The following is a 21,133-nucleotide window of genomic DNA, read 5'->3' as shown; positions in this document are numbered from 1 at the left end:
GCACCCATTGTGGCCGCATCCGCTGTGGGCTCGGACCGCGGATGCGGCCATCGGTGGAGTGCGGATCAGCGGATCGGCCGGTGGAGGTTGTCCTTCCCGGACGGGCCCGGGGTGGCGTCGGCGATCCACGGCCCGTCGCCGGACGGGTCGATGATGCCGTCCTCCAGCCACTCGTACCGGCCGGCCAGCACCGCCTTGACCACCTGGTGGTCCAGGTCGTCGGTGTTGTTCCACAGCCGGCCGAACAGCTCCTCCACCCGCAGCCGGGACTGCTGGCAGAAGGCGTCGGCCAGCTGCCGGGCGGCCTGTCCGTCGTCGCCGCTCCCGCCCAGCTTCTCGGCGCGCACGCACACCGCGCTCATCGCGAACAGCTCCGCGCCGATGTCGACCACCCGGCCCAGGAAGCCCTGCTTGGTCTCCATCTTCCCCTGCCAGCGCGACATGGCGTAGAAGGTGGACCTGGCCAGCCGGCGCGAGGTGCGCTCGACGTACCGCAGGTGGCCGGCGAGGTGGCCGAACTCACTGTAGGAGTTGGGCAGTTGACCGGCACCGGCGACCAGCTTGGGCAACCAGCGGGCGTAGAAGCCGCCGGCCCGCGCGCCCGCCTTCGCCTTGTCGCCCAGGCTCTTGTCCGGGTCGATGAGGTCACCGGCCACCGACAGGTGGGCGTCGACCGCCTCGCGGGCGATGAGCAGGTGCATGATCTCGGTGGAGCCCTCGAAGATCCGGTTGATGCGCAGGTCGCGCAGCATCTGCTCGGCGGGCACCGCGCGTTCGCCGCGGGCGGCCAGCGAGGCGGCGGTCTCGAAGCCGCGGCCGCCGCGGATCTGCACCAGCTCGTCGGCGATCCGCCAGGACATCTCGCTGCCGTACAGCTTGGCCAGCGCCGCCTCGATCCGGATGTCGTTGCGGTCCTCGTCGGCCATCTCGCTGGCCAGGTCCACCACCGCCTCCAGGGCGAAGGTGGTCGCGGCGATGAAGGAGATCTTGGCGCCGACCGCCTCGTGGTCCGCGATGGCCCGGCCCCACTGCTCACGGGCCGCCGACCACTCGCGGGCGATCTTCAGGCACCACTTGGCGGCGCCGGCGCAGGCGGCGGGCAGCGACAGGCGGCCGGTGTTGAGGGTGGTCAGCGCGATCTTCAGGCCGGAGCCCTCCGGGCCGATCCGGTTGGCGGCCGGGACCCTGACCTGGTGGAAGCGGGTGACGCCGTTCTCGATGCCGCGCAGTCCCATGAAGGCGTTGCGATTCTCCACCGTGATGCCGGGGCTGTCCGCCTCGACCACGAACGCGGTGATGCCGCCCTTGTGCCCCTCGGACTTCGGCACCCGCGCCATGACCACCAGCAGGTCGGCCACCACGCCGTTGGTCGTCCACAGCTTGACGCCGTCCAGCAGGTAGTCGTCGCCGTCCGGCACCGCGGCGGTCGCCAGCCGCGCCGGGTCCGAGCCGACGTCCGGCTCGGTCAGCAGGAAGGCGGAGATGTCGGTACGGGCGCAGCGCGGCAGGAAGACGTCCTTCTGCTCCTGGGTGCCGAACATCTTCAGCGGCTGCGGGACGCCGATCGACTGGTGGGCGGACAGCAGCGCGCCGATCGCCGCGCTGGCGGTACCGGCCATGGCCAGCGCCTTGTTGTAGTAGACCTGCGTCAGACCGAGTCCGCCGTACTTGGTGTCGATCTTCATGCCCAGCGCGCCGAGCTGCTTGAGCCCGTCGATGACACCGTCCGGGATGCGCGCGTCGCGCTCGATCTCGGCGCTGTCGACCTTCGTGGCCAGGAAGTCCTGGAGCTTGGTGAGGAACTCCTCACCGCGCTGCCGGTCCTCCGTCGTCCCGGTCGGATGCGGGTGGATCAGGTCCAGCCGGAAGCGTCCGAGGAACAGTTCCTTGGCGAAGCTGGGCTTGTGCCAGTCCTGTTCACGGGCGTCCTCGGCGACCTGCCGGGCTTCGCGTTCGGAGACCTTGGGGGCGGTGGACACGGAAACTCACCTCGCCGTGGCGTCGGGTTGTCCTGCTCTGTTCTGATTACCACGTAGTGCTACCCGAGCGTATGTACCCGATTAACGCTTTCCCTATCAGACACCGCACATCTCGGACACGACTGCCGCACAGCGTGCGGTTTCCCGACGCACAGGTGAACGGTCCCGGCGGAGTGTGAAGGACTCCGGCACGTCAGCGGGACGGCCCCGCCGCAGAGGTGCGCGCGAAACGGTCCCGCCGAGTGCGAAGCCCCGCCCGACGCGAAGGGGGCGCCGCCGCGTGTACGCGGGCGACGCCCCCTGTTGTCGGGTGGGGCGAGTGGTGAGGTCGGACGGGCTGTGGGGGGCGTTGTTCCGGTACGGCGGACCGGGCCGCCGGGGCGTGCGGTGGGCAGGGGGCCGGGGACGCGCTCGGCCCCGCCGGTGAGGGGGTTGGCCCCGCCGGTGAGGCGGTCGGCGCCTCCGGTGAAGCGGCAGCTCCGCCGGTGAAGTGCTCGGCCCCGCCGGTGAAGCGGTCGCCTCGCCGGTGAAGCGGTCGCCCCCCGGTGAGGCGGGAGCCCCCCCGGCGAGGCGGTGGCCGGCCCCTTCCGGCGAACCGGCCGCCACCGGATGCGGCGGTCAACCGCTCCGGCGGCCAACGGATACGGCGGTCAACCGGTCCGGCGGATCACAGGTCGAGGCCGGTCAGCACCAGGACGCGTTCGTAGGTGTAGTCCGCCATCGCGCTGGCCACGCCCTCGCGGCCGGTGCCGGACGCCTTCACACCGCCGTACGGCATCTGGTCGGCCCGGTAGGAGGGCGCGTCGCCGATGATCACACCGCCGACCTCCAGCTCCCGGTGGGCCCGGAAGGCGGTCGCCAGGTCGTGGGTGAAGACGCCCGCCTGGAGGCCGAAGGCCGAGTCGTTGACGGCCGCGAACGCCGCGTCGGTGCCGTCGACCCGGTGCAGCGTCAGCACCGGTCCGAAGACCTCGGCGCCCGCCAGGATCGCGTCGGCGGGCAGGTCGGCCAGCACGGTCGGCTCGTAGGACGCGCCCTGCCGGCCGCCGCCGGTGAGCACCTTGGCGCCCTTGGCGACCGCGTCGGCCACCCAGGACTCCACCCGCTCGGCGGCCTGTTCGCTCACCAGCGGGCCCACGTCGGTCGCCTCGTCGGCCGGGTCGCCGGTGACCTGGGCGCGGACCTTCGCCACGATCTTCTCCGCCAGCCGGTCGTAAACGGCGGCGTCGGCGATGACCCGCTGCACCGAGATGCACGACTGGCCGGCCTGGTAGTTGGCGAAGACCGCGATCCGGCCGGCCGCCCACTCCAGGTCCTGCTCCGAGGCGTAGTCGGCCAGCACGACGGCCGCCGCGTTGCCGCCCAGCTCCAGCGTGAGGTGCTTGGCGGGCACCTGCCGCTGGATGGCGAAGCCGACGGTGTCGGAACCGGTGAACGAGATGACCGGCAGCCGCTCGTCGGCGGTCAGCGCCGGCATCTTGTCGTTGGCGACCGGCAGCACGCTCCACGCGCCGGCCGGCAGGTCGGTCTCGGCCAGCAGTTCGCCCAGCAGCAGCGCGGACAGCGGGGTCGCCGGGGCGGGCTTGACGATGATCGGCGCGCCGACCGCGATCGCCGGGGCGACCTTGTGCGCCACCAGGTTCAGCGGGAAGTTGAACGGCGCGATGCCCAGGACCGCGCCGCGCGGGAACCGCCGGGTCAGCGCGAGCCGCCCGGTGCCGCCCGGGTCGGTGTCCAGCCGCTGCGCCTCGCCGCCGTTGAACCGCCGGGCCTCCTCCGCCGCCCAGCGGAACACCGACGCCGCCCGGCCGACCTCGCCGCGCGCCCACTTCATCGGCTTGCCGTTCTCGGCGGTGATCAGCTCGGCGATCTCCTGCGCCCGCTCCCCCAGCCGCCGCGCCACGTGGTCCAGGGCCGCGGCCCGCACGTGCGCCGGGGTGGCCGAGAACGCGGCGACCGCGCCGTGGGCGGCCGCGACCGCCTCCTCGACCTGCGCATCGGTCGGCACGCTCACGGTGCCCACGGTCCGGCCGTCGTAGGGGTGCGTGACCTCGAAGGTCCCCTCGCCGGTGGCCGGCCGCCCGGCGACCCAGAACGCGTGCACCGCCTCGCTCGTCGCAGACATTGCGGCTCGCCGCCTTTCGGATGATCCCGACCATCGTTCGGTTGACGCCGCGATGTCGGTGACGTGTGTCGGATGGGGTGTGTATCGGATGGGGTGTGTATCGGATGCGTTGGTCGGACGCGTTCATCGGACGACCTGACGTCCGATGACGTACTGGCCACCCCACGGTAGGGCGCGCGGCGCCGCCGGTCGTTTGTCCATCACGGCGCACGGGAGGCACCGGGTAGGCCGGTTCGGCGAGGGGAGTTGAGCGGGCGCCCCCGAGAAGCGGATGAACCGGTGGATCGGTGAACGGTGAGCTGGTGGGGCGGGCCCCGGCGGTCAGGCGCCGGTCTTCAGGGCGAGCCACAGCTCCATGCGGACGTCGGGGTCGTCCAGGGAGCGGCCGAGGATCTCCTCCACCCGGCGCATCCGGTACCGCAGGGTGTGCCGGTGCACCCCCAGGTCGGTGGCGGCCGCGTCCCACTGGCCGTGCCGGGACAGCCAGGCGTTCAGCGACGCGACCAGGTCGCCGCGGGACGTCGCGTCGTGCTCGCGCAACGGCCGCAGCAGCCCCTCGGCGAACGCCCGAACCGCCTCGTCCGCCAGCAGCGGCAGCACCGAACCGGCGCCGACCTCGTCGTGCCGCACCAGGCCGCGCCCGCGCCGCTGCGCCACCGCCAGCGCCCGTTCCGCCTGCCCGCCGGCCAGCGGCGCGTCCTGCGCCGGTGCCGCGGCCGACAGCCCGAGGGCGAGCGCCGGATGGTCGGCCGCGTGGTCGGCGCAGGCCGCCAGCACCGCGCCGCCGTCGACCGCCAGCACCGTCAGCCGCGGCCCGTCGGCCACCACCAGCAGCGGTTCCGCCGCCCGCAGCGCCGCCGACTCCGCCCGGTCGGCCAGCGCCGCCAGCTCCGCCGCCGCGTCCGACGGCCCCTGCGGGTCGGGCCGCCGCGCCGGTTCGGCCAGCAGCAGCCGCACCGGCCGCTCCAGCAACGTGCCGTACCGCTGCCCGGCGACGTCCCGCGCGTGGCCCGCCTCACCGGCCAGCAGCATCCGCAACAGCGCGGCGCCGAACCGCTGTTCGGCCTCCTGCAACGCCCGCGACTGCTCCAGCGACAGCGTCAGCAGCGCCACCGCCGCGTGCACCACGTACCGGTCGGCGCCGGCCAGCCGCTCGCCGGTGCCGACGGCGAGGAACCCGCGCGGCCGGCGCCCGGTGCCCAGCGACTGCATCTCCACCCGGTCGTCCCCGCCGCCGTCCGCCACCGCGACGCTGGCCGGCGCCGGCCGCTCCCGCAGCCGTTCGGTCTCCCCCGCCAGCCGGGCCGCCCGCTTGCCCGCCCAGCGCGGCGCGGCGGCCACCACCTCGCCGGACGCGTCGTACAACGCCACCCATCCGTCGACGTGCGCCGCCAGCCGGGCCAGCAGCGCCGGGGTCCCGTCCGGCGACAGCGCCGCGCGGGTCAGCTCCCGCTGCGCCTCAAGACTGCTGGTCACCGCCTTGTACTGGTCGGCCGCCACCGCCGCCGAGACCGCCTTGCTGATCGCGATGAACGGCGTCGGCCGCGGCACCCTGAGCAACGGCAGGCCCCGCTCTTCGGCCGCCTCCACCAGGGCCCGCGGCACCTCGTCGTGCCCCAGCCCCACGCCGAACCCCAGCCCGACCACGCCCGCGTCCGCCAGCCGGTACAGGTAGTCGCGCAACGCCTGCGGCCCGCCGCCCAGCTTCAGCCCGGTGGTCAGCAACAGCTCCCCGCCCGCCAGGTACGGCGTCGGATTGTCCAGCTCACTGGTGTGCACCCACGGCACCGCGGCGTCCAGCCGCTCCGCCCCGGCGAGCACGGTCAGCTTCAGCGCGGGGGTGCGTACCAGTGACGCGAGAGTGGCAGGCATATCGCCTCCGATTCTGCCTCACCGGGGGCACGCCCGGAGCCGTGTTCCCGAGGTCGGCGCGATCAGCTCCGCGGGCGGACCGCGCCGCAGGTCCGTCGGCCCGCAGGCCCCGCGGCCCCACGCATCCCTCAGCCCCGCAGGTCGATCAGTACCGGTGGGGCCGTCTCGCCGCCCACCGTCGTCAGGGAGGCGACCGCGTGGCCCGGGGGGACCGCGTTGGCCAGGTCGGAGGCGGACCAGCGTTCCCGTTCGACGCGGCGGACGGTGACCGACTCGGTGGTCGCCGCCTCGCCGGTGAAGAGCCGCCGCACCCCGCGGACGAACCGCTTGAACAGGCCGCCGGACTGGTCCGGGGTACGGGTGATGTCCTCCTCCTCGACCCACGTCGTGCCCCAGGACTCGGCGAACCGCTTGCCGTCCCACGTCGACACGCCCGACAGCGCGATCCGGCAGCCCGCGGCGCCCAGCAGCGCACCGCGCAGTGCCTCCGGCACGTCGTCCAGGCCGCGCAACGCCAGCACGGCGCCCGCGTGCGCGGACCGCAGCCGTTGCAGGGAGCGGACCGCGTCGGCGGTGACCGCGCGCGTCGCGTCGTCCAGCACCAGGCAGGCGAACAGCGCCCGGTCCCGGCGGCCGGTCACCGCCACGGTGAACTGGGCCAGCAGCAGCCGGGTCAGCATCCGGGACGCCTCGGTGTGGCCGCGTTCCGGCAGGTCGACCCGGACCCGCAGCGGGTGCTCCAGCGCACTCAGCGCGAACGGCTTCGTCCGCCCGCTGACGTCGAAGAACCCCGCGAACGCCGGCCGGTCCAGCAGCGCCACCCGGTCCGCCAGCAGCGCGCCGACGTCGCCGGGCCGGCCGGACTGCCGGGACCGCGAGTCCAGTTCGCGCGCCCAGCCGGGCTGGCCGGCCTCGTCCAGCCGCTCGCGCAGCGCCGCCACCGCCGCCGCGCCGCCGTCCAGCAGCTCACGCAGCTCCGGTACCGACGGGAACCGGCCGTGCGCCGCCCGGAACGGGCCGAGCACCTGCGCCAGCGCGGTCGACGCCCGGCGCGGATCGCTCTGCTCGCTGTCGAACCCGTCCAGCAGCGCCGCCGCCAGCAGCCCGGCCGCCTCGTCCGGGTCGGTAGCGCCGCCGTACAGGTCGAGGTCGTAGGCGGAGGCCGGGTCGCCGATCGAGATCACCACGTCGAAGGCGTCCGCCGGCCCCAGGTCCGCGCCGGCCGGCCCGACGACGATCACCGCGGCCGTCCCGGCCAGCGCCTGAAGGCACAGCGACTCCACCACCGGCCGCACGAGGTGCCGCGTCTTGCCGGAACCGGGCGGCCCGACCGCCAGCAGCGACGTGCCCAGCAGCGCGGGGTCCAGCGCCATGCCCGCCCCGCGGTACTGGTACGGGTTGCGGTCGCCCTCGTCCGCCGCGCCGATGCGGACCTGCGCGGTGTACAGGTCGTGCCGCGCCGAGCGGTCCGGCACGTCGCGGGCGCCGGACGGATGCGTCCAGGCCGCCGCGCCGTGCCGCAGCACCGCCTCGCCGAACGCCTCCGCCCGGTCGGCGCTGCCCCGGGCCATCCGCCACGCCCGGTGCAGCCGCACGTAGTCGACGTCGTTCATCCGCCCGGCCCGCGCCTCCTGCGCCAGCCGCTCGGCCACCGCCACCCCGCCGGCCGCCCGCACCTCCGGCCACTCCAGCGGATCGTCCACCGCCCCGGCCTCGACCGCCCCCGAGGCGGCCACCGGCTCCTTCGCCGCCCGCACCAGCGGAAGCACGTAACGGCGCAGCACCTCACGCCAGCGGCCGAAGCGGGCGCAGACGGCGAGCAGCAGCAGGGTGCACAGCACGTAGTAGACGCGTGAGGTGACGTTGAAGGCCACGAGGGTGTCACCGGGGTGGGCGACGCGCCAGGAGTCCGGTGTCAGCCACAGGAAGGGCCAGAACCAGAAGGTGACGTACTCGTCGTTGCACAACGACCACACCAGCGCCCCGATCAGCAGCGACAGCGCCGCTCCCCCCAGCAGTTTGCGGTCCGGGAGGCGGGCGGGGTCCTGGGCGGGGCGGGGGTGGTGGCCGTAGGCGTAGATGCCGGGGGCGTCGGCGTGGCGGGGGGTGCGCAGCCAGGTCTCCAGCGCGCCGGTGGGGGGCCGGTGCGGCATGGGGGGCGGGGGGGCCGCCGGGCGCGGGACGGGCGGCACGGCCGGAGTCGTGTCGCTGGTGCCGTGCGTGCCGTCGATGTTCATACTCCGCTTGCCCCTAGCCCTCGCACCGTCGCCGACCGCGATCGTCCTCAATGTAGTCGAGCGGGCCCGGCCCCTGAAGGTTCGTCACGCCCGCGGACGGCGGCGGGCACCGGTGCCGGCGCCGGTCGCGCGGGGCCGCGAGGGGGTCGGGGCAGCCGGTGGGGCGCCGCGCAACGGCCGCGGGGCAACTGTCCGCCGCGTCGAAACCGCACCCCGGCACCACTCCCCGGCGGCGCATGCCCGGCGGGCGGGGGCGGGCTTAGCCTGCGGTCGTCAGCGCGGTCGGCCAGACCGCCCGCCACCGGATCGCGAGGAGCATCCCATGACCCATCTGTCCGGCGGCCCGGCGCTGCCGCAGGAACGCCGTCTGGTCACCGCCGTGCCGGGGCCGAAGTCGCTGGAGCTGCTGGCCCGCAAGAACGCGGCGGTCGCGGCCGGCGTCGGGGTGACGCTGCCGGTGTTCGTCACCCGCGCGGGCGGCGGCGTGCTGGAGGACGTGGACGGCAACTCGCTGATCGACTTCGGGTCCGGCATCGCGGTCGCCTCGGTCGGCAACAGCGCCGAGGCCGTGGTGCGCCGGGCCACCGAGCAGCTGGAGGCGTTCACCCACACCTGCTTCATGGTGACCCCGTACGAGGGGTACGTGGAGGTGGCCGAGCGGCTGGCGGAGCTGACGCCGGGCGACCACCCGAAGAAGTCGGCGCTGTTCAACTCGGGCGCGGAGGCGGTGGAGAACGCGGTCAAGATCGCCCGCGCCCACACCCGGCGCACCGCGGTCGTCGTCTTCGACCACGGCTACCACGGCCGCACGAACCTGACGATGGCGCTGACGGCGAAGAACATGCCGTACAAGCAGGGCTTCGGGCCGTTCGCGCCGGAGGTCTACCGGGTGCCGCTGGCGTACCCGTTCCGCTGGAAGGGCGACGCGCAGGCGTGCGCGGCGGAGGCGGCCGAGGCGGCGATCGACCAGATCACCAAGCAGATCGGCGCGGAGAACGTGGCGGCGGTCATCATCGAGCCGATCGCCGGCGAGGGCGGCTTCATCGAGCCGGCCAAGGGCTTCCTGCCGCGGATCGCGGAGTTCGCGAAGGCCAACGGGATCGTGTTCGTCGCGGACGAGATCCAGACCGGGTTCTGCCGGACCGGCCAGTGGTTCGCGTGCGAGGACGAGGGGATCGTGCCGGACCTGATCACCACGGCCAAGGGCATCGCGGGCGGCCTGCCGCTGGCGGCGGTGACCGGGCGCGCCGAGATCATGGACGCGGCGCACTCCGGCGGCCTGGGCGGCACCTACGGCGGCAACCCGGTGGCGTGCGCGGCGGCGCTGGGCTCGATCGAGACGATGAAGGAGCTGGACCTGCCGGCCCGGGCCCGGCGCATCGAGGAGATCATGAAGCCGCGGCTGGCGGCGCTGATGGACAAGTACGACGTGATCGGCGAGGTGCGCGGGCGCGGCGCGATGATCGCGGTGGAGCTGGTGGCCTCCGGCACCCGCGACGGCGCGAAGGAGCCGGACGCGGCGACGGCGGCCGCGGTGGCCAAGGCGTGCCACGCGGCCGGGCTGGTCGTGCTGACCTGCGGCACCTACGGCAACGTGCTGCGGTTCCTGCCGCCGCTGGTGATCGGCGAGGACCTGCTGAACGAGGGCCTGGACATCATCGAGTCGGCGTTCGCCGGCCGGTGATCCGCCGACTGTGAGGGACACGGAGCGTGATGGCGGGCGGGCCGGGAGGGGCCGGCGGGACGGCCGTGCGGGCGGCGGTGAAGGTCCTGTGCGGTCCTGTGGAAGGTGGGTGACACCCCTGCCCGGCCCGTCGCCGGTGACGTAGTGTCGTCACAGATGAAGGAACCACCCCGCTCGCGGGTGACTGCGGGCGACATCCCGTCGGCGACTCCCCATCGCCGATATAGCAGTGCCCTCGCGCGCGACAATGCCGGGACCTCGCGTCCCGGCGCTTCCCGCCGATCGGTCCGACGTTCGTCCCAAACCCCCCGGGACGTGCGGCCCGGCGATCGTCACGAACGCCCCGGAACTCTCCCCCCTGTTCCGGGGCGTTCGGCATGCCCGGCGACCGTGGTGGTGGCGCTGTCCGTGGTGGCCGCGCTGGTGGTGCTGGCGGTGCTGACCTGGCAGGTGGTGGCGCACGGGGCGTGGTGGCGGGCGGATGTGCGGCTGGACGCGGCGGTGCTGCGGGCGGCGGCGGCCCGGCCGGGGTGGCGCGGCGGCGCGCAGGTCCTGGCGGACGCCAGCGACCTGGTGGTGGCGCTGCCGGTGCTGGCGGTGGCGCTCGGTTACGCGGGGCTGCGGCGCCGCGCGTGGTTCGGGCCGGCGGTGTACGCGGGGCTGATGGCGGTGACCGGGCTGGTGGTGTCGGCGGGGAAGGCGGCGGTGGGCCGGCCGGCGCCGGGCACGTCGGTGCTCGGGGCGCACTCGGGGTACTTCCCGTCGGGTCACGCGGCGACCGCGGCGATGGCGTCCGGGCTGGTGGTGCTCGCGCTGCTGCCGCTGTGCCGGCGGGCCGCGGCACGGCGGCTGCTGGTGGCCGCCGCCGTGCCGCTGAACCTCGCGGTGGGCGCCGCGCTGGTGTGGCGCGGCTACCACTGGCCGCTGGACGTGGCCGCGAGCTGGTGCCTGTGCTGGGTGCTGCTGGTGGTGGGCTACCGGGTCACGCGTTGGTGGGGAAGCCGAGGTTGATGCCGCCGTGGCTGGGGTCCAGCCACCGCTGGGTGACGGCCTTGCCGCGGGTGAAGAAGTGGACGCCGTCCGGGCCGTAGGCGTGGCTGTCGCCGAAGAGCGAGGCCTTCCAGCCGCCGAAGGAGTAGTAGGCGACGGGCACCGGGATCGGCACGTTGATGCCGACCATGCCGACCTCGATCTCGCGCTGGAAGCGGCGGGCGGCGCCGCCGTCGTTGGTGAACAGCGCGGTGCCGTTGCCGTACGGGTTGGCGTTGATCAGTTCGACGCCCTCCTCGTAGGAGGCGACCCGGACGACGGACAGCACCGGGCCGAAGATCTCGTCGTTGTAGACCGACATGCCGGGCTTGACGTCGTCGAAGAGGGTGGGGCCGAGCCAGAAGCCGTCGGCGGTGTCGTCGCCGGTGACGGGGTGCTTGCGGCCGTCGACGGCGAGGGTGGCGCCGTCGGTGACGCCGGAGTCGAGGTAGGAGGTGACCTTGTCGCGGTGCACGCCGGTGACCAGCGGGCCCATCTCGGACTCGGGGGCGCAGCCGGGGCCGACGGTGAGGCGGGCCATGCGCTGCTTGATCTTCTCGACGAGCTCGTCGCCGATGGGGTCGACGGCGACCAGGACGGAGACGGCCATGCAGCGTTCGCCGGCCGCGCCGAATCCGGCGTTGACGGCGGCGTCGGCGGCCAGGTCGAGGTCGGCGTCGGGCAGCACGAGCATGTGGTTCTTGGCGCCGCCCAGGGCCTGGACCCGCTTGCCGTTGCGGGTGCCGGTCTCGTAGACGTAGCGGGCGATCGGGGTGGAGCCGACGAAGCTGACCGACTTGATGTCGGGGTGTTCCAGCAGGCGGTCGACGGCCACCTTGTCACCGTGCACGACGTTGAAGACGCCGTCGGGCAGTCCGGCCTCCTTCCACAGGCCGGCCAGGTAGTTGGCGGCGGAGGGGTCCTTCTCGGAGGGCTTGACGACGACGGTGTTGCCGGCCGCGATGGCGATGGGGAAGAACCACATCGGGACCATGGCGGGGAAGTTGAACGGCGAGATGACGGCGACCGGGCCGAGCGGCTGGCGGATGGAGTACACGTCGACGCCGGTGGAGGCCTGTTCGGTGAAGCCGCCCTTGACCAGCTGCGGGATGCCGCAGGCGTACTCGACGACCTCCAGGCCGCGGGCGACCTCGCCGAGGGCGTCGGAGTGCACCTTGCCGTGCTCGGTGACGATGAGGGCGGCGAGTTCGTCCTTGCGGGCGTTGAGCAGCTCGCGGAAGGCGAACAGCACGGTGGTGCGGCGGGCCACCGAGGCCTCGCGCCAGTCGCGGAAGGCCCGGGCGGCGGCACCGACCGCCTGGTCGACCTCGGCGATGGACGCGAAGTCGACGTACCCGCTGACCCGGCCGGTGGCCGGGTCGTGGATGTCGCCGCGCCGTTCGGCGGTACCGGTCCATTCCTGGCCGGCGATCCAGTGGGTGATGCGCTTGGTGGTCACGGCAGACCTTCCTGTTGACCCGGGGTGAGCGCCGGGGGGCGGGGTGGGACCGGGGAGCCTGTGGCTCCAGTGTCGTCAGCGGCCACCGGGGGTAACAAGCATCAACGTGTCGGCGTCACGCGGTCGGCCTTTACAGACCGTCGGCCACGGTGTCGCCGCCGGGGCGCCGTCACCCTCGGCCGCCGTCATCGGCCGTCGTCATCGGCCGTCGTCACGGATGCCGCTCATCGGCCTCCGGGCCGGACCTCACCACCGGCCGTCACCTCTCAGCCCTCACCATCAGCTGTCACCGCCGACCCTCACCCCCGGTCGGCGAGCTGGCCGGCGGCCTCGTGCAGGGCCAGTTCCAGCAGCCCGGGGTCGTTCAGCCGCCCGGAGCCGTCCGGCGGGACCAGCCACCGCACGCCGCCGGTGGCCCGGCCGGGGTGCGGCACGGCGACCCAGCTGCCCGGGCCTGCACCGCGGATGCGGGTGCCGAGCCAGCGGGCAGCGGTGCCGGGCGGGACGAAGAACCCGGTGCGAGTGCCGGCCGGGTCGCCGAGGACGGGTCCCGGCGCGTCGGTGAACCGGGTCAGCACCCGCAGCGCCGGCGGGCCGAGCGGGCCAGTCACCACCAGGACGTCCCACGTGCGGCCGGCCGGCAGCAGGGCCACCCCCAGCGGATGGCGCTCCCACCGCCGGCGGCAGTCGGCGGGGTCCGGTGCGGCGGACGCCAGCCAGGCGACCGCGTCCCCGGCCGCTGAGTTGCGCATCGCGTCCCCTTCCGTCCCCGACCCCGCGCGGCCGTGCGCCACGCGGAAGGGAGAGCGGTCGGCGGCCCGGGCATGACGCGCCGCCACGCGTGATCCCCGTCACATCCGGACGCGGGCGCTCCGGCACGCCGAAACAACGTGTCAACGCCCGCGTCACCGCCGCGAAACCGGCCGCGCCGGACCGCCCCTGGGGGAAGCCCGACCCTCCGCCGGCACGGGTCGCTACACCGGCCGGCCACCCCCCTGGGGACGCAACCACCGCACCCTCCGCCGGCCCGGGTAACCGCACCGGCCGTCGGCCACGCCTCGGTACGCAACCACCGCGACCGGCCGCCTTCCGCCGCCCGGCCGCCAGCACCGCCGCCCCGCCATGGAGAAACGTTCCCCCACAGCGGAGCGACGACACGGCGGAGCGACGACCCGGCGGCCCGACGACCCCGCGTCAGCTGTCGAAACCCAGGCCCAGCCGGTCCATGGTCTTCAGCCACAGGTTGCGGCGGCCGGCGTTGCGGTCGGCGCGGGCCAGCGAACGGCGGGTCAGTTCGATGCCGGCCCAGGCGAGCGGTTCCGGCGGGAACGGCAGCGGCTTGCTGCGGACCATCTCCAGCTCGGTGCGCTCGGTGCGCTCCCCCGACAGCAGGTCGAGCACCACCTCGGCGCCGAACCGGGTGGCGCCGACCCCCAGGCCGGTGAAGCCGGCCGCGTAGCCGACCCGGCCGCGGTGCGCGGTGCCGTAGAAGGCGGAGAAGCGCGAGCAGGTGTCGATCGCGCCGCCCCAGGCGTGGCTGAAGCGGACGCCTTCCAGCTGGGGGAAGCAGTGGAAGAACTGCTCGGCCAGCAGCCGGTAGGTCTGCGGTCTGCGGTCGTGTTCGGCGGCGACCCGGCCGCCGAACGGGTAGATGGCGTCGTACCCGCCCCACAGCACCCGGTTGTCGGCGGTGAGCCGGAAGTAGTGGAACTGGTTGGCGCTGTCGCCCAGGCCGGCCCGGTTGCGCCAGCCGACGGAGTCGAGCTGGTCGGCGGTGAGCGGTTCGGTGGCCAGCGCGTAGTCGTAGACCGGCACCACGTAGGGCCGTACCCGTTTGACCAGGGACGGGAAGACGCCGGAGCCGAGCGCGACGTGCCGGGCGAAGACCCGGCCGTAGTCGGTGCGCACCGCCATGCCGGCGCCGTTGGGCGCCAGCCGCAGGGCCCGGGTGTTCTCGTAGATCCGCACGCCCAGCGACGCGCAGGCGCGGGCCAGGCCCCAGGCGAGTTTGGCCGGGTGCAGCATGGCGACACCGTCGTGGTCCCACAGGCCGGCCAGGAAGGTCGGGGAGTCGACCTCGGCGCGCATCGCGTCGCGGTCGAGGAAGTCGAGTTCGACCCCGTACCGGGACGCCTCGCCGGCCAGTTCGCGCAGGTCGTCGACCTGGTACGGCTCGGTGGCGATGTCGATCTCACCGGTGCGTTCGAAGTCGCAGTCGATGCCGTAGCGGGCGACCGCCGCCTCGATCTCGTCGAGGTTGCGGGCGCCCAGCTCCTCCAGCCGGGCCAGCTCGTCCGGCCAGCGGTCGATCCCGTTGCCCAGGCCGTGGGTGATGGAGGCGGCGCAGAAACCGCCGTTGCGGCCGCTGGCCGCCCAGCCGACGCGCTTGCCCTCGACCAGGACGACGTCGCGGGACGGGTCGCGTTCCTTGGCGATGAGCGCGGTCCACAGTCCGGAATAGCCGCCGCCGACCACCAGCAGGTCGCAGGACTCGTCCCCGACCAGCGCGGCGGCCGCGGCGGGCCGGCCGGGGTCCTCCAGCCACAGCGCTTCCGGCGTCGCGTCAGCGAGTGCGCGTGCGGGATCCATCCATTATCACTGCCTTTCTCATGACCGGCCGATGTCGGTGGCCGGCTCCGGGCGTCCGCCGCCTTCAGCGGGTCGGCGGGGTCAGCGGCGGGCGTTCCGCGCGCGGCCGAGGATCTGCGACAGGGCGATGATCGCCATCGTGCAGATCAGCATCAGTGAACCGATGACATCGATCTGGGCGGGATAGGCGCGCTGCACCGAACCCCAGATGTACATCGGGAAGGTCTCCATGTTGCCGGCGGTGAACGCGGTGATGATGTAGTCGTCCACCGACAGGGCGAAGGCCAGCAGGGCCGCGGCGCCGATGCCGGGGGCGACCAGGGGCAGCGTGACCTTCATGAACGTCTGCAACGGCGTGGCGTACAGGTCCTGCGCGGCGCGTTCCAGGGTGGGGTCCATGCCGGCCAGCCGGGACTTGACAGTGACCACCACGTAGCTGAGGCAGAAGACGATGTGGGCGATGGTGATGGTCCAAAAGCCCAGCGAGCCGGGGCCGATGGTGTTGAAGAACAGCGCGGTCAAGGTGGCGCCCATGACCACCTCGGGCGCGGCCATCGGCAGGAAGAGCAGCGAGTTGATGCCGGAGCGGGCCTTGAACCGGTGCCGGACCATCGCGAAGGCGATCATGGTGCCGAGCGCGGTGGAGACCAGGGTGGCGATCAGGCCGATCTCCACCGACAGCCCGAGGCTGTGGCACATCTCGTTGGTGGCGCAGGGGTTCTTCCACGCGCTGAGGGAGAACCGGTTCCAGTCGTAGTCGAACTTGCCGATCGGCTGGTTGAACGACATCCACAGGATGACGGCGTTCGGCGCGAGCATGAAGACGAAGACCACGACGGTGATCGCGGCCAGCAGGTGCTCGCGGATCCAGGTCAGCGGGGAGCGGCGGTAGGGGCGGCCGGGGTCCGCGGCGCCGGACGGCGTGGACGCGGCGGGGGGCGCGGTGGTGGTGGTCATCAGATCAGGTCCTCCGTGCCCGCCTTGCGGATGTAGAGCAGCACCAGGATGAGGGTGCCGGCCATGAGCACCACCGAGATCGCCGAGCCGACCGGGTAGCCGTCGGTCTGCCGCAGGAACAGGTCCTCGATCTTCTGGCCCACGACGCCGGTGTTGGGGTTGCCGAGCAGCTGGGCGTTGATGTAGTCGCCGACCGCCGGGATGAAGGTGAGCAGGGTGCCGCCGACCACGCCGGGCATCGACAGCGGCAGCGTGACGCGCCGCCAGGTGGCGAAGGTGTCGCAGTACAGGTCGCTGCCGGCCTCGTGCAGCCGCGGGTCGATCTTCTCCAGCGAGGTGTACAGCGGCAGGATCATGAACGGCAGGAAGTTGTAGACCATGCCGAAGACGACCGCGGCCGGGCTGGCCAGTACGTGGTTGCCGACGGTCCAGCCCATCGCGGTGGTGGCGTTGAGCACGTGCAGGTCGTTGAGGACGGAGACGATCGGGCCGTTGTCGGACAGGATCGTCTTCCAGGCGATGGTGCGGATCAGGAAGCTGGTGAAGGACGGCACCACCACCAGGGCCATCAGCAGGCTTTTGAACCGGCCGCCCCGGAAGGCGATGCAGTAGGCCACCGGGTAGCCCAGCAGCAGGCAGAAGACGGTGCACAGCACGGAGTACAGCAGCGAGTGGCCGTACTGCGGCAGGTAGTCGCTCAGGCCGTGGCCGTAGTTGCCCCAGTCCCAGGTCAGCCGGTAGCCCTGGTCGGCGTTGCCGGTCTGCACCGAGGCGCCGACCGAGGTGAGGATGGGCACCAGGAAGAAGACGACCAGCCACAGCAGGCCGGGCAGCAGCAGGATCCACGGGGTCAGCAGGCCGGCCCGGCGGGCGGCGGGCGGCGGCTGCGGCACCGGTGACTTGGCGGGCGGCGCCTGGAGGCTCACGCTCACGCGGCACTCTCCTCGTCCAGGTCGGCGCCGGCCTCGATGTCCTGGGAGCCGTCCAGGCCGAAGCTCTGCGAGGGGTCCCAGTGCACGACGACCTCGGTGCCCGGGCGCTGGATCTCGCAGCCGGTGTTCTGCTCGAAGACCGCCAGTTCCTCGCCGGACGGCAGCCGCACCAGGTACTGGGTGGACACGCCGATGAACGAGGCGTCCGAGACGACGCCGCCGGCCAGCGCGTTGACGCCGGGCGGCAGCGCGCTGCCGGCCGGGGCGAGCCGGACCTTCTCCGGCCGGACGCCGAGGATGACCGCGCCGGTGTCGGTGCGGCAGCGGTCGGCGGGCAGGGTGAGCCGCTGGCCGTGGGCGGTGACCGTGACGACGTCGCCGCGGACGCCCTCGACGGTGCCGGGTATCAGGTTGGACTGGCCGAGGAAGTTGGCCACGAAGGTGGTGCCGGGGTTCTCGTACAGGTCGGCGGGCGAGCCCATCTGCTCGATGCGGCCGGAGTTCATCACCGCGATGGTGTCGGCCATGGTCATGGCCTCCTCCTGGTCGTGGGTGACGTGTACGAAGGTCAGGCCGACCTCGGTCTGGATGCGCTTGAGCTCGATCTGCATCTGGCGGCGCAGCTTCAGGTCGAGGGCGCCGAGCGGTTCGTCGAGCAGCAGCACCTGCGGCTGGTTGATCAAGGCGCGCGCCAGCGCGATGCGCTGCTGCTGGCCGCCGGACAGCTGGCTGGGCCTGCGCCGGGCCAGGTGGCCGAGCTCGACCAGGTCCAGCATGTCGGCGACCTGCTGCTTGACGTCCTTGATCCCGCGGCGGCGCAGGCCGAACGCGACGTTCTCGTAGACGTCCAGGTGCGGGAAGAGCGCGTAGTTCTGGAAGACGGTGTTGACCGGGCGCCGGTGGGGCTTGCGTTCGGTCACGTCGTCGTCGCCGAGGAATATCCGGCCCTCGGAGGGCGCCTCCAGGCCGGAGACCATCCGCAGTGTGGTGGTCTTCCCGCAGCCGGAGGCGCCGAGCAGAGCGAAGAAGGAGCCCTGGGGAATGGTGAGGTCAAGATGGTCCACGGCCGTGAACGAACCGAAACGCTTGGTCAGGCCCGCCAGGCGGAGGTCGCCGCCGGTACCGCGGCCGAGTACATCGTTGCTGCTCATCTGAGCCCTTTCCTCTTCCTGCGCTGCCCTGTCCCGGTGAGCGGCGCGTCTACTGGCCGGTGACCTGCTGGAACCGGGAGGTGTAGTCGTCGAGCTGGGCCAGGCTGACCGCCATGAACCCGCGTGCCTTGGCCCGCATCTGCGCGGTGGGCACGATCAGCGGCGTCGAGGCGGCGGTGTGGTCGAGCTTCTTCAGCTCGGCGACCGCGCCGGTGACCACCGGGATGTAGTCGATGTAGTCGTCGAGGACCGCGGCGACCATGGGTTCGAGGTAGTAGTTCATCAGCAGCTCGGCGTTCTTCTTGTGCCGCGCGTAGTTGGGGATGATCATGTTGTCCGACCAGGAGAGCATCCCCTCCTTCGGCAGGTCGACGGTCGTCAGTTCGGGCTTGCCGAGCTGGGCGACGTCACCGGAGTACGCCATGGTGACCGCGGTGTTGCCCTGCTGGAAGTCGCTGAGGTAGTCGTTGCCGGTGAAGGCGCGGAACTGGCCGGCGTCCTTGGCCTTGCGGACGTAGTCCAGGGCCTGGTTGAACTGCGCGCCGGTGAAGTTCGACGGGTCGTGGCCGGTGGCGAGCAGCGCCAGGGCCATCGTGTCCTCCATCTCGCTGAACAGCGAGACCTTCCCGTGCAGGTCGGGGCGGGTGAAGACCTCCGCTATGGAGGTGATCGGCTCGTGCACCAGGTTCTTGTTGTACGCGATGGTGGTGTAGCCGTAGGCCCACGGGGTGGAGAAGCGGCGTCCCGGGTCCTCGGGGGCCTTCATCACGTCCGGCAGGATGTTCTTGTGGTTGGGGATGTTGGCCAGGTCGAGTTCCTGGATGTAGTTGTTGGCCCGGTACTTCGGCAGCATGTAGTCGCTGACGACCATCAGGTCGTAGCCGATGAAGACGCCCTTGCTCAGTGACGGGTCGATGTGGGTGTACCAGTCGTTGTTGTCGTTGATCACCTCCTTGTAGGTGACCTTGACGCCGCTCTGCTTTTCGAAGGCGTCCAGCGTGGGGTGCACGTTGGGGTTCTTGTCGTCCACGTCGATGTAGGCGGGCCAGTTCGCCCACAGCAGGGTCTTGTCCTGGTCCGACAGGTCCTTGCCGGCCAGGCCGATCTTGGCCCCGCCCGCCGCGCCGGTGCTGTGGCCCTTGACGCCGCAGGCCGACAGCGCCGCCGCGCCGGCCACCGTCAGGCCGCCGGCCGACAGGCCGCGCAGCAGGGAGCGACGCGACATCGCGGCGGCGGTGGAGCGCGCGCGGGTGGCGTTCACGAAACGGGCGGGGTCGAACGAGCTGGAATCCGTCATCGGGTCCGGCCGCCTTTCTGTGAAGGTGCGGGGAACCGGCGTCCCCCGTGGGAGACCGGCGCGAGGTGCGGTCTAGTCGGCGAAGATCGTGCGGTGCCAGTCCTTCTTCGCGACCGCGGTGTTGTCGTACATCACGTGCTTGACCTGCGTGTACTCCTCCATGGAGTACGCCGACATGTCCTTGCCGAAGCCGCTGGCCCGAAAACCGCCGTGCGGCATCTCGCTGATGATCGGGATGTGGTCATTGATCCACACGCACCCCGCGGAGATCTCCCGGGTGGCGCGGCCGGCCCGGAAGACGTCCCGGGTCCACGCCGAGGCCGCCAGGCCGTAGGGGGTGTCGTTGGCCAGCCGCAAGCCCTCGTCGTCGTCGTCGAACGGCAGCACCACGAGCACCGGACCGAAGATCTCGCCCTGCGTGATCTCGCTGTCCTGGGGCGCCCCGGTCACCAGAGTGGGCTGATAGTACGCTCCCGCGGGCGCGCTGCCGGGGGGTCGTTTCCCACCCGTGACCACGGTGGCGCAGGAGCGGGCCCGGTCGACGAATCCGGCCACCCGTTCGGCCTGCGCGGTGGACACCAGCGGGCCCAGGTCGGTCGCCGGGTCGAAGGGGTCGCCGACGGTGACGCGGCCGAAGAGTTCGGCGACGGCGGCCACGAAGTCGTCGTAGAGCGGGCGCTGGACGTAGGCGCGGGTGGCGGCGGTGCAGTCCTGGCCGGTGTTGATCAGCGCGCCGGCCACCGCGCCGTGGGCGGCGGCCGTCAGGTCGGCGTCGTCGAAGACCACGAAGGGCGCCTTGCCGCCGAGTTCCAGGTGCAGGCGCTTGACGGTGCGCAGCGCGACCTCGGCGACGCGGCGGCCGACCGCGGTGGAGCCGGTGAAGGACGTCATGGCGACGCCGGGGTGGCCGACCAGGTGCTCGCCGGCCTCGCGGCCGCTGCCGGTGACCACGTTGACCACACCGGGCGGCAGGCCGGCGTCGGTGGCGGCGGCGGCGAACATCAGCGAGGTCAGCGGGGTCAGTTCGGCGGGCTTGAGCACGATGGTGTTGCCCGCCGCGATGGCCGGCAGCACCTTCCAGGCGGCCATCTGCAGCGGGTAGTTCCACGGCGCGATGGAGCCGACGACGCCGACCGGTTCGCGGCGCACGTACGAGGTGTGGTCGCCGGAGTACTCGGCGGCGGCCTGGCCCTGCAGGTGGCGGGCGGCGCCGGCGAAGAAGGCGGTGTTGTCGACGGTGCCGGGCACGTCGAAGCCGGTGGACAGCCGCAGCGGCTTGCCGCACTGGAGCGACTCGGCCAGCGCCAGGTCACGGGCCCGGTCGGCCAGGGTGGCGGCGAACCGGTGCATCGCCTCGGAGCGCTCGGCGGGGGTGGCGCCGGCCCACTGCGGCAGCGCGGCGCGGGCGGCGTCCACCGCGAGGTCGACGTCGGCCGGGGAGGCGAGCGTGAAGCGGTGGACGGCCTCGCCGGTGGCCGGGTCGACGACGGCGTGCTCGCGGCCCGAGGTGCCGGGCCGGGCCCGTCCCGCGATGAACTGGGCACCGGCGCCCAGCCGGTCGGCGACCTCGATCGCGGCGGCGCGGTCCTCGCCGTGTGGGTCCATCACGCTCTCCTCGGGTGCTCCCGGCGGGTCCGCGGTGCGTTGCGTCGGGCCGGGTTGATGGCTGATCCTGGCAGAGCAGTCTGCCGTAAACAAGGGATTCCGTTGTTGCCTTTTGGTTAATCAACGGAATCTGTGCCTTATTGGGTCGGTCTGCCATGGAGACGATGCCGGGAGGGACGAGTTCCGGACAACCGTCACTCCGCCAGGCTCGCGGCGT

At 72.9% G+C, this 21,133-nt stretch carries 14 protein-coding genes; 2 read left to right on the top strand and 12 right to left on the bottom strand.

The window, feature by feature from the left end; all coding sequences use genetic code 11:
- Nucleotides 1-65: 65 nt before the first annotated feature.
- The 4 genes from POF43_RS21705 to POF43_RS21690 all read right to left on the bottom strand — a co-directional run bounded on the left by POF43_RS21705 (nt 66) and on the right by POF43_RS21690 (nt 8,213).
- Entirely contained in the window at nt 66-1,979 is a 1,914-nt protein-coding gene (locus POF43_RS21705) for an acyl-CoA dehydrogenase family protein (protein ID WP_271323762.1), read from the bottom strand.
- Between the two features lie 667 nt (nt 1,980-2,646).
- Nucleotides 2,647-4,104 (bottom strand): aldehyde dehydrogenase family protein, encoded by a 1,458-nt coding sequence (locus POF43_RS21700; RefSeq protein WP_271313233.1) that lies wholly within the window; start codon nt 4,102-4,104, stop codon nt 2,647-2,649.
- 321 nt (nt 4,105-4,425) lie between these two features.
- Entirely contained in the window at nt 4,426-5,976 is a 1,551-nt protein-coding gene (locus POF43_RS21695) for a helix-turn-helix domain-containing protein (RefSeq protein ID WP_271323763.1), read from the bottom strand.
- A 128-nt stretch (nt 5,977-6,104) separates the two neighbouring features.
- Nucleotides 6,105-8,213: a type IV secretory system conjugative DNA transfer family protein gene (locus POF43_RS21690; protein ID WP_282704700.1), complete on the bottom strand. Its 2,109-nt coding sequence runs from the start codon at nt 8,211-8,213 to the stop codon at nt 6,105-6,107.
- A 322-nt stretch (nt 8,214-8,535) separates the two neighbouring features.
- Here POF43_RS21690 and gabT point away from each other — a divergent pair, with 322 nt between their 5' ends.
- Both gabT and POF43_RS21680 read left to right on the top strand, forming a co-directional pair.
- Nucleotides 8,536-9,897: a 4-aminobutyrate--2-oxoglutarate transaminase gene (gene gabT, locus POF43_RS21685; RefSeq protein WP_271317615.1), complete on the top strand. Its 1,362-nt coding sequence runs from the start codon at nt 8,536-8,538 to the stop codon at nt 9,895-9,897.
- A gap of 390 nt (nt 9,898-10,287) precedes the next feature.
- Nucleotides 10,288-10,908 (top strand): phosphatase PAP2 family protein, encoded by a 621-nt coding sequence (locus tag POF43_RS21680; protein WP_282704699.1) that lies wholly within the window; start codon nt 10,288-10,290, stop codon nt 10,906-10,908.
- On the opposite strand, the gene POF43_RS21675 is transcribed toward POF43_RS21680, so the two are convergent.
- From POF43_RS21675 to POF43_RS21640, 8 genes are all read right to left on the bottom strand, one after another.
- Nucleotides 10,880-12,385, bottom strand: coding sequence for a CoA-acylating methylmalonate-semialdehyde dehydrogenase (locus POF43_RS21675; RefSeq protein ID WP_271317617.1), 1,506 nt, complete (start codon nt 12,383-12,385; stop codon nt 10,880-10,882). The two genes, POF43_RS21680 and POF43_RS21675, sit on opposite strands and share 29 nt — an antisense overlap.
- Before the next feature lie 299 nt (nt 12,386-12,684).
- A complete protein-coding gene (locus tag POF43_RS21670) occupies nt 12,685-13,137 on the bottom strand; it encodes a hypothetical protein (RefSeq protein WP_271323847.1) in 453 nt (150 codons plus the stop codon).
- 442 nt (nt 13,138-13,579) lie between these two features.
- Nucleotides 13,580-14,974 (bottom strand): NAD(P)/FAD-dependent oxidoreductase, encoded by a 1,395-nt coding sequence (locus POF43_RS21665; RefSeq protein WP_271313001.1) that lies wholly within the window; start codon nt 14,972-14,974, stop codon nt 13,580-13,582.
- A gap of 81 nt (nt 14,975-15,055) precedes the next feature.
- Entirely contained in the window at nt 15,056-15,931 is an 876-nt protein-coding gene (locus POF43_RS21660; RefSeq protein ID WP_271313002.1) for an ABC transporter permease, read from the bottom strand.
- The gene (locus tag POF43_RS21655; RefSeq protein WP_372516101.1) at nt 15,931-16,863 is read right to left on the bottom strand and encodes an ABC transporter permease; all 933 of its coding nucleotides are present in this window, start codon (nt 16,861-16,863) and stop codon (nt 15,931-15,933) included. The genes POF43_RS21660 and POF43_RS21655 overlap by 1 nt, the downstream gene beginning before the upstream one ends.
- Nucleotides 16,860-18,014: an ABC transporter ATP-binding protein gene (locus POF43_RS21650; protein WP_271323848.1), complete on the bottom strand. Its 1,155-nt coding sequence runs from the start codon at nt 18,012-18,014 to the stop codon at nt 16,860-16,862. The genes POF43_RS21655 and POF43_RS21650 overlap by 4 nt, the downstream gene beginning before the upstream one ends.
- A 49-nt stretch (nt 18,015-18,063) precedes the next feature.
- Nucleotides 18,064-19,311, bottom strand: coding sequence for an ABC transporter substrate-binding protein (locus POF43_RS21645; RefSeq protein ID WP_271313004.1), 1,248 nt, complete (start codon nt 19,309-19,311; stop codon nt 18,064-18,066).
- A 72-nt stretch (nt 19,312-19,383) separates the two neighbouring features.
- Nucleotides 19,384-20,916, bottom strand: coding sequence for a gamma-aminobutyraldehyde dehydrogenase (locus tag POF43_RS21640; protein WP_271313005.1), 1,533 nt, complete (start codon nt 20,914-20,916; stop codon nt 19,384-19,386).
- Between the last annotated feature and the right edge of the window lie 217 nt (nt 20,917-21,133).

The sequence above is a fragment of the Streptantibioticus silvisoli genome (assembly GCF_027947535.2).
In the GTDB taxonomy this organism is placed as follows: domain Bacteria; phylum Actinomycetota; class Actinomycetes; order Streptomycetales; family Streptomycetaceae; genus Streptantibioticus_C; species Streptantibioticus_C silvisoli.
Note: the sequence above shows the minus strand (reverse complement) of the source record. Positions and strands in the feature narration are given on the sequence as shown.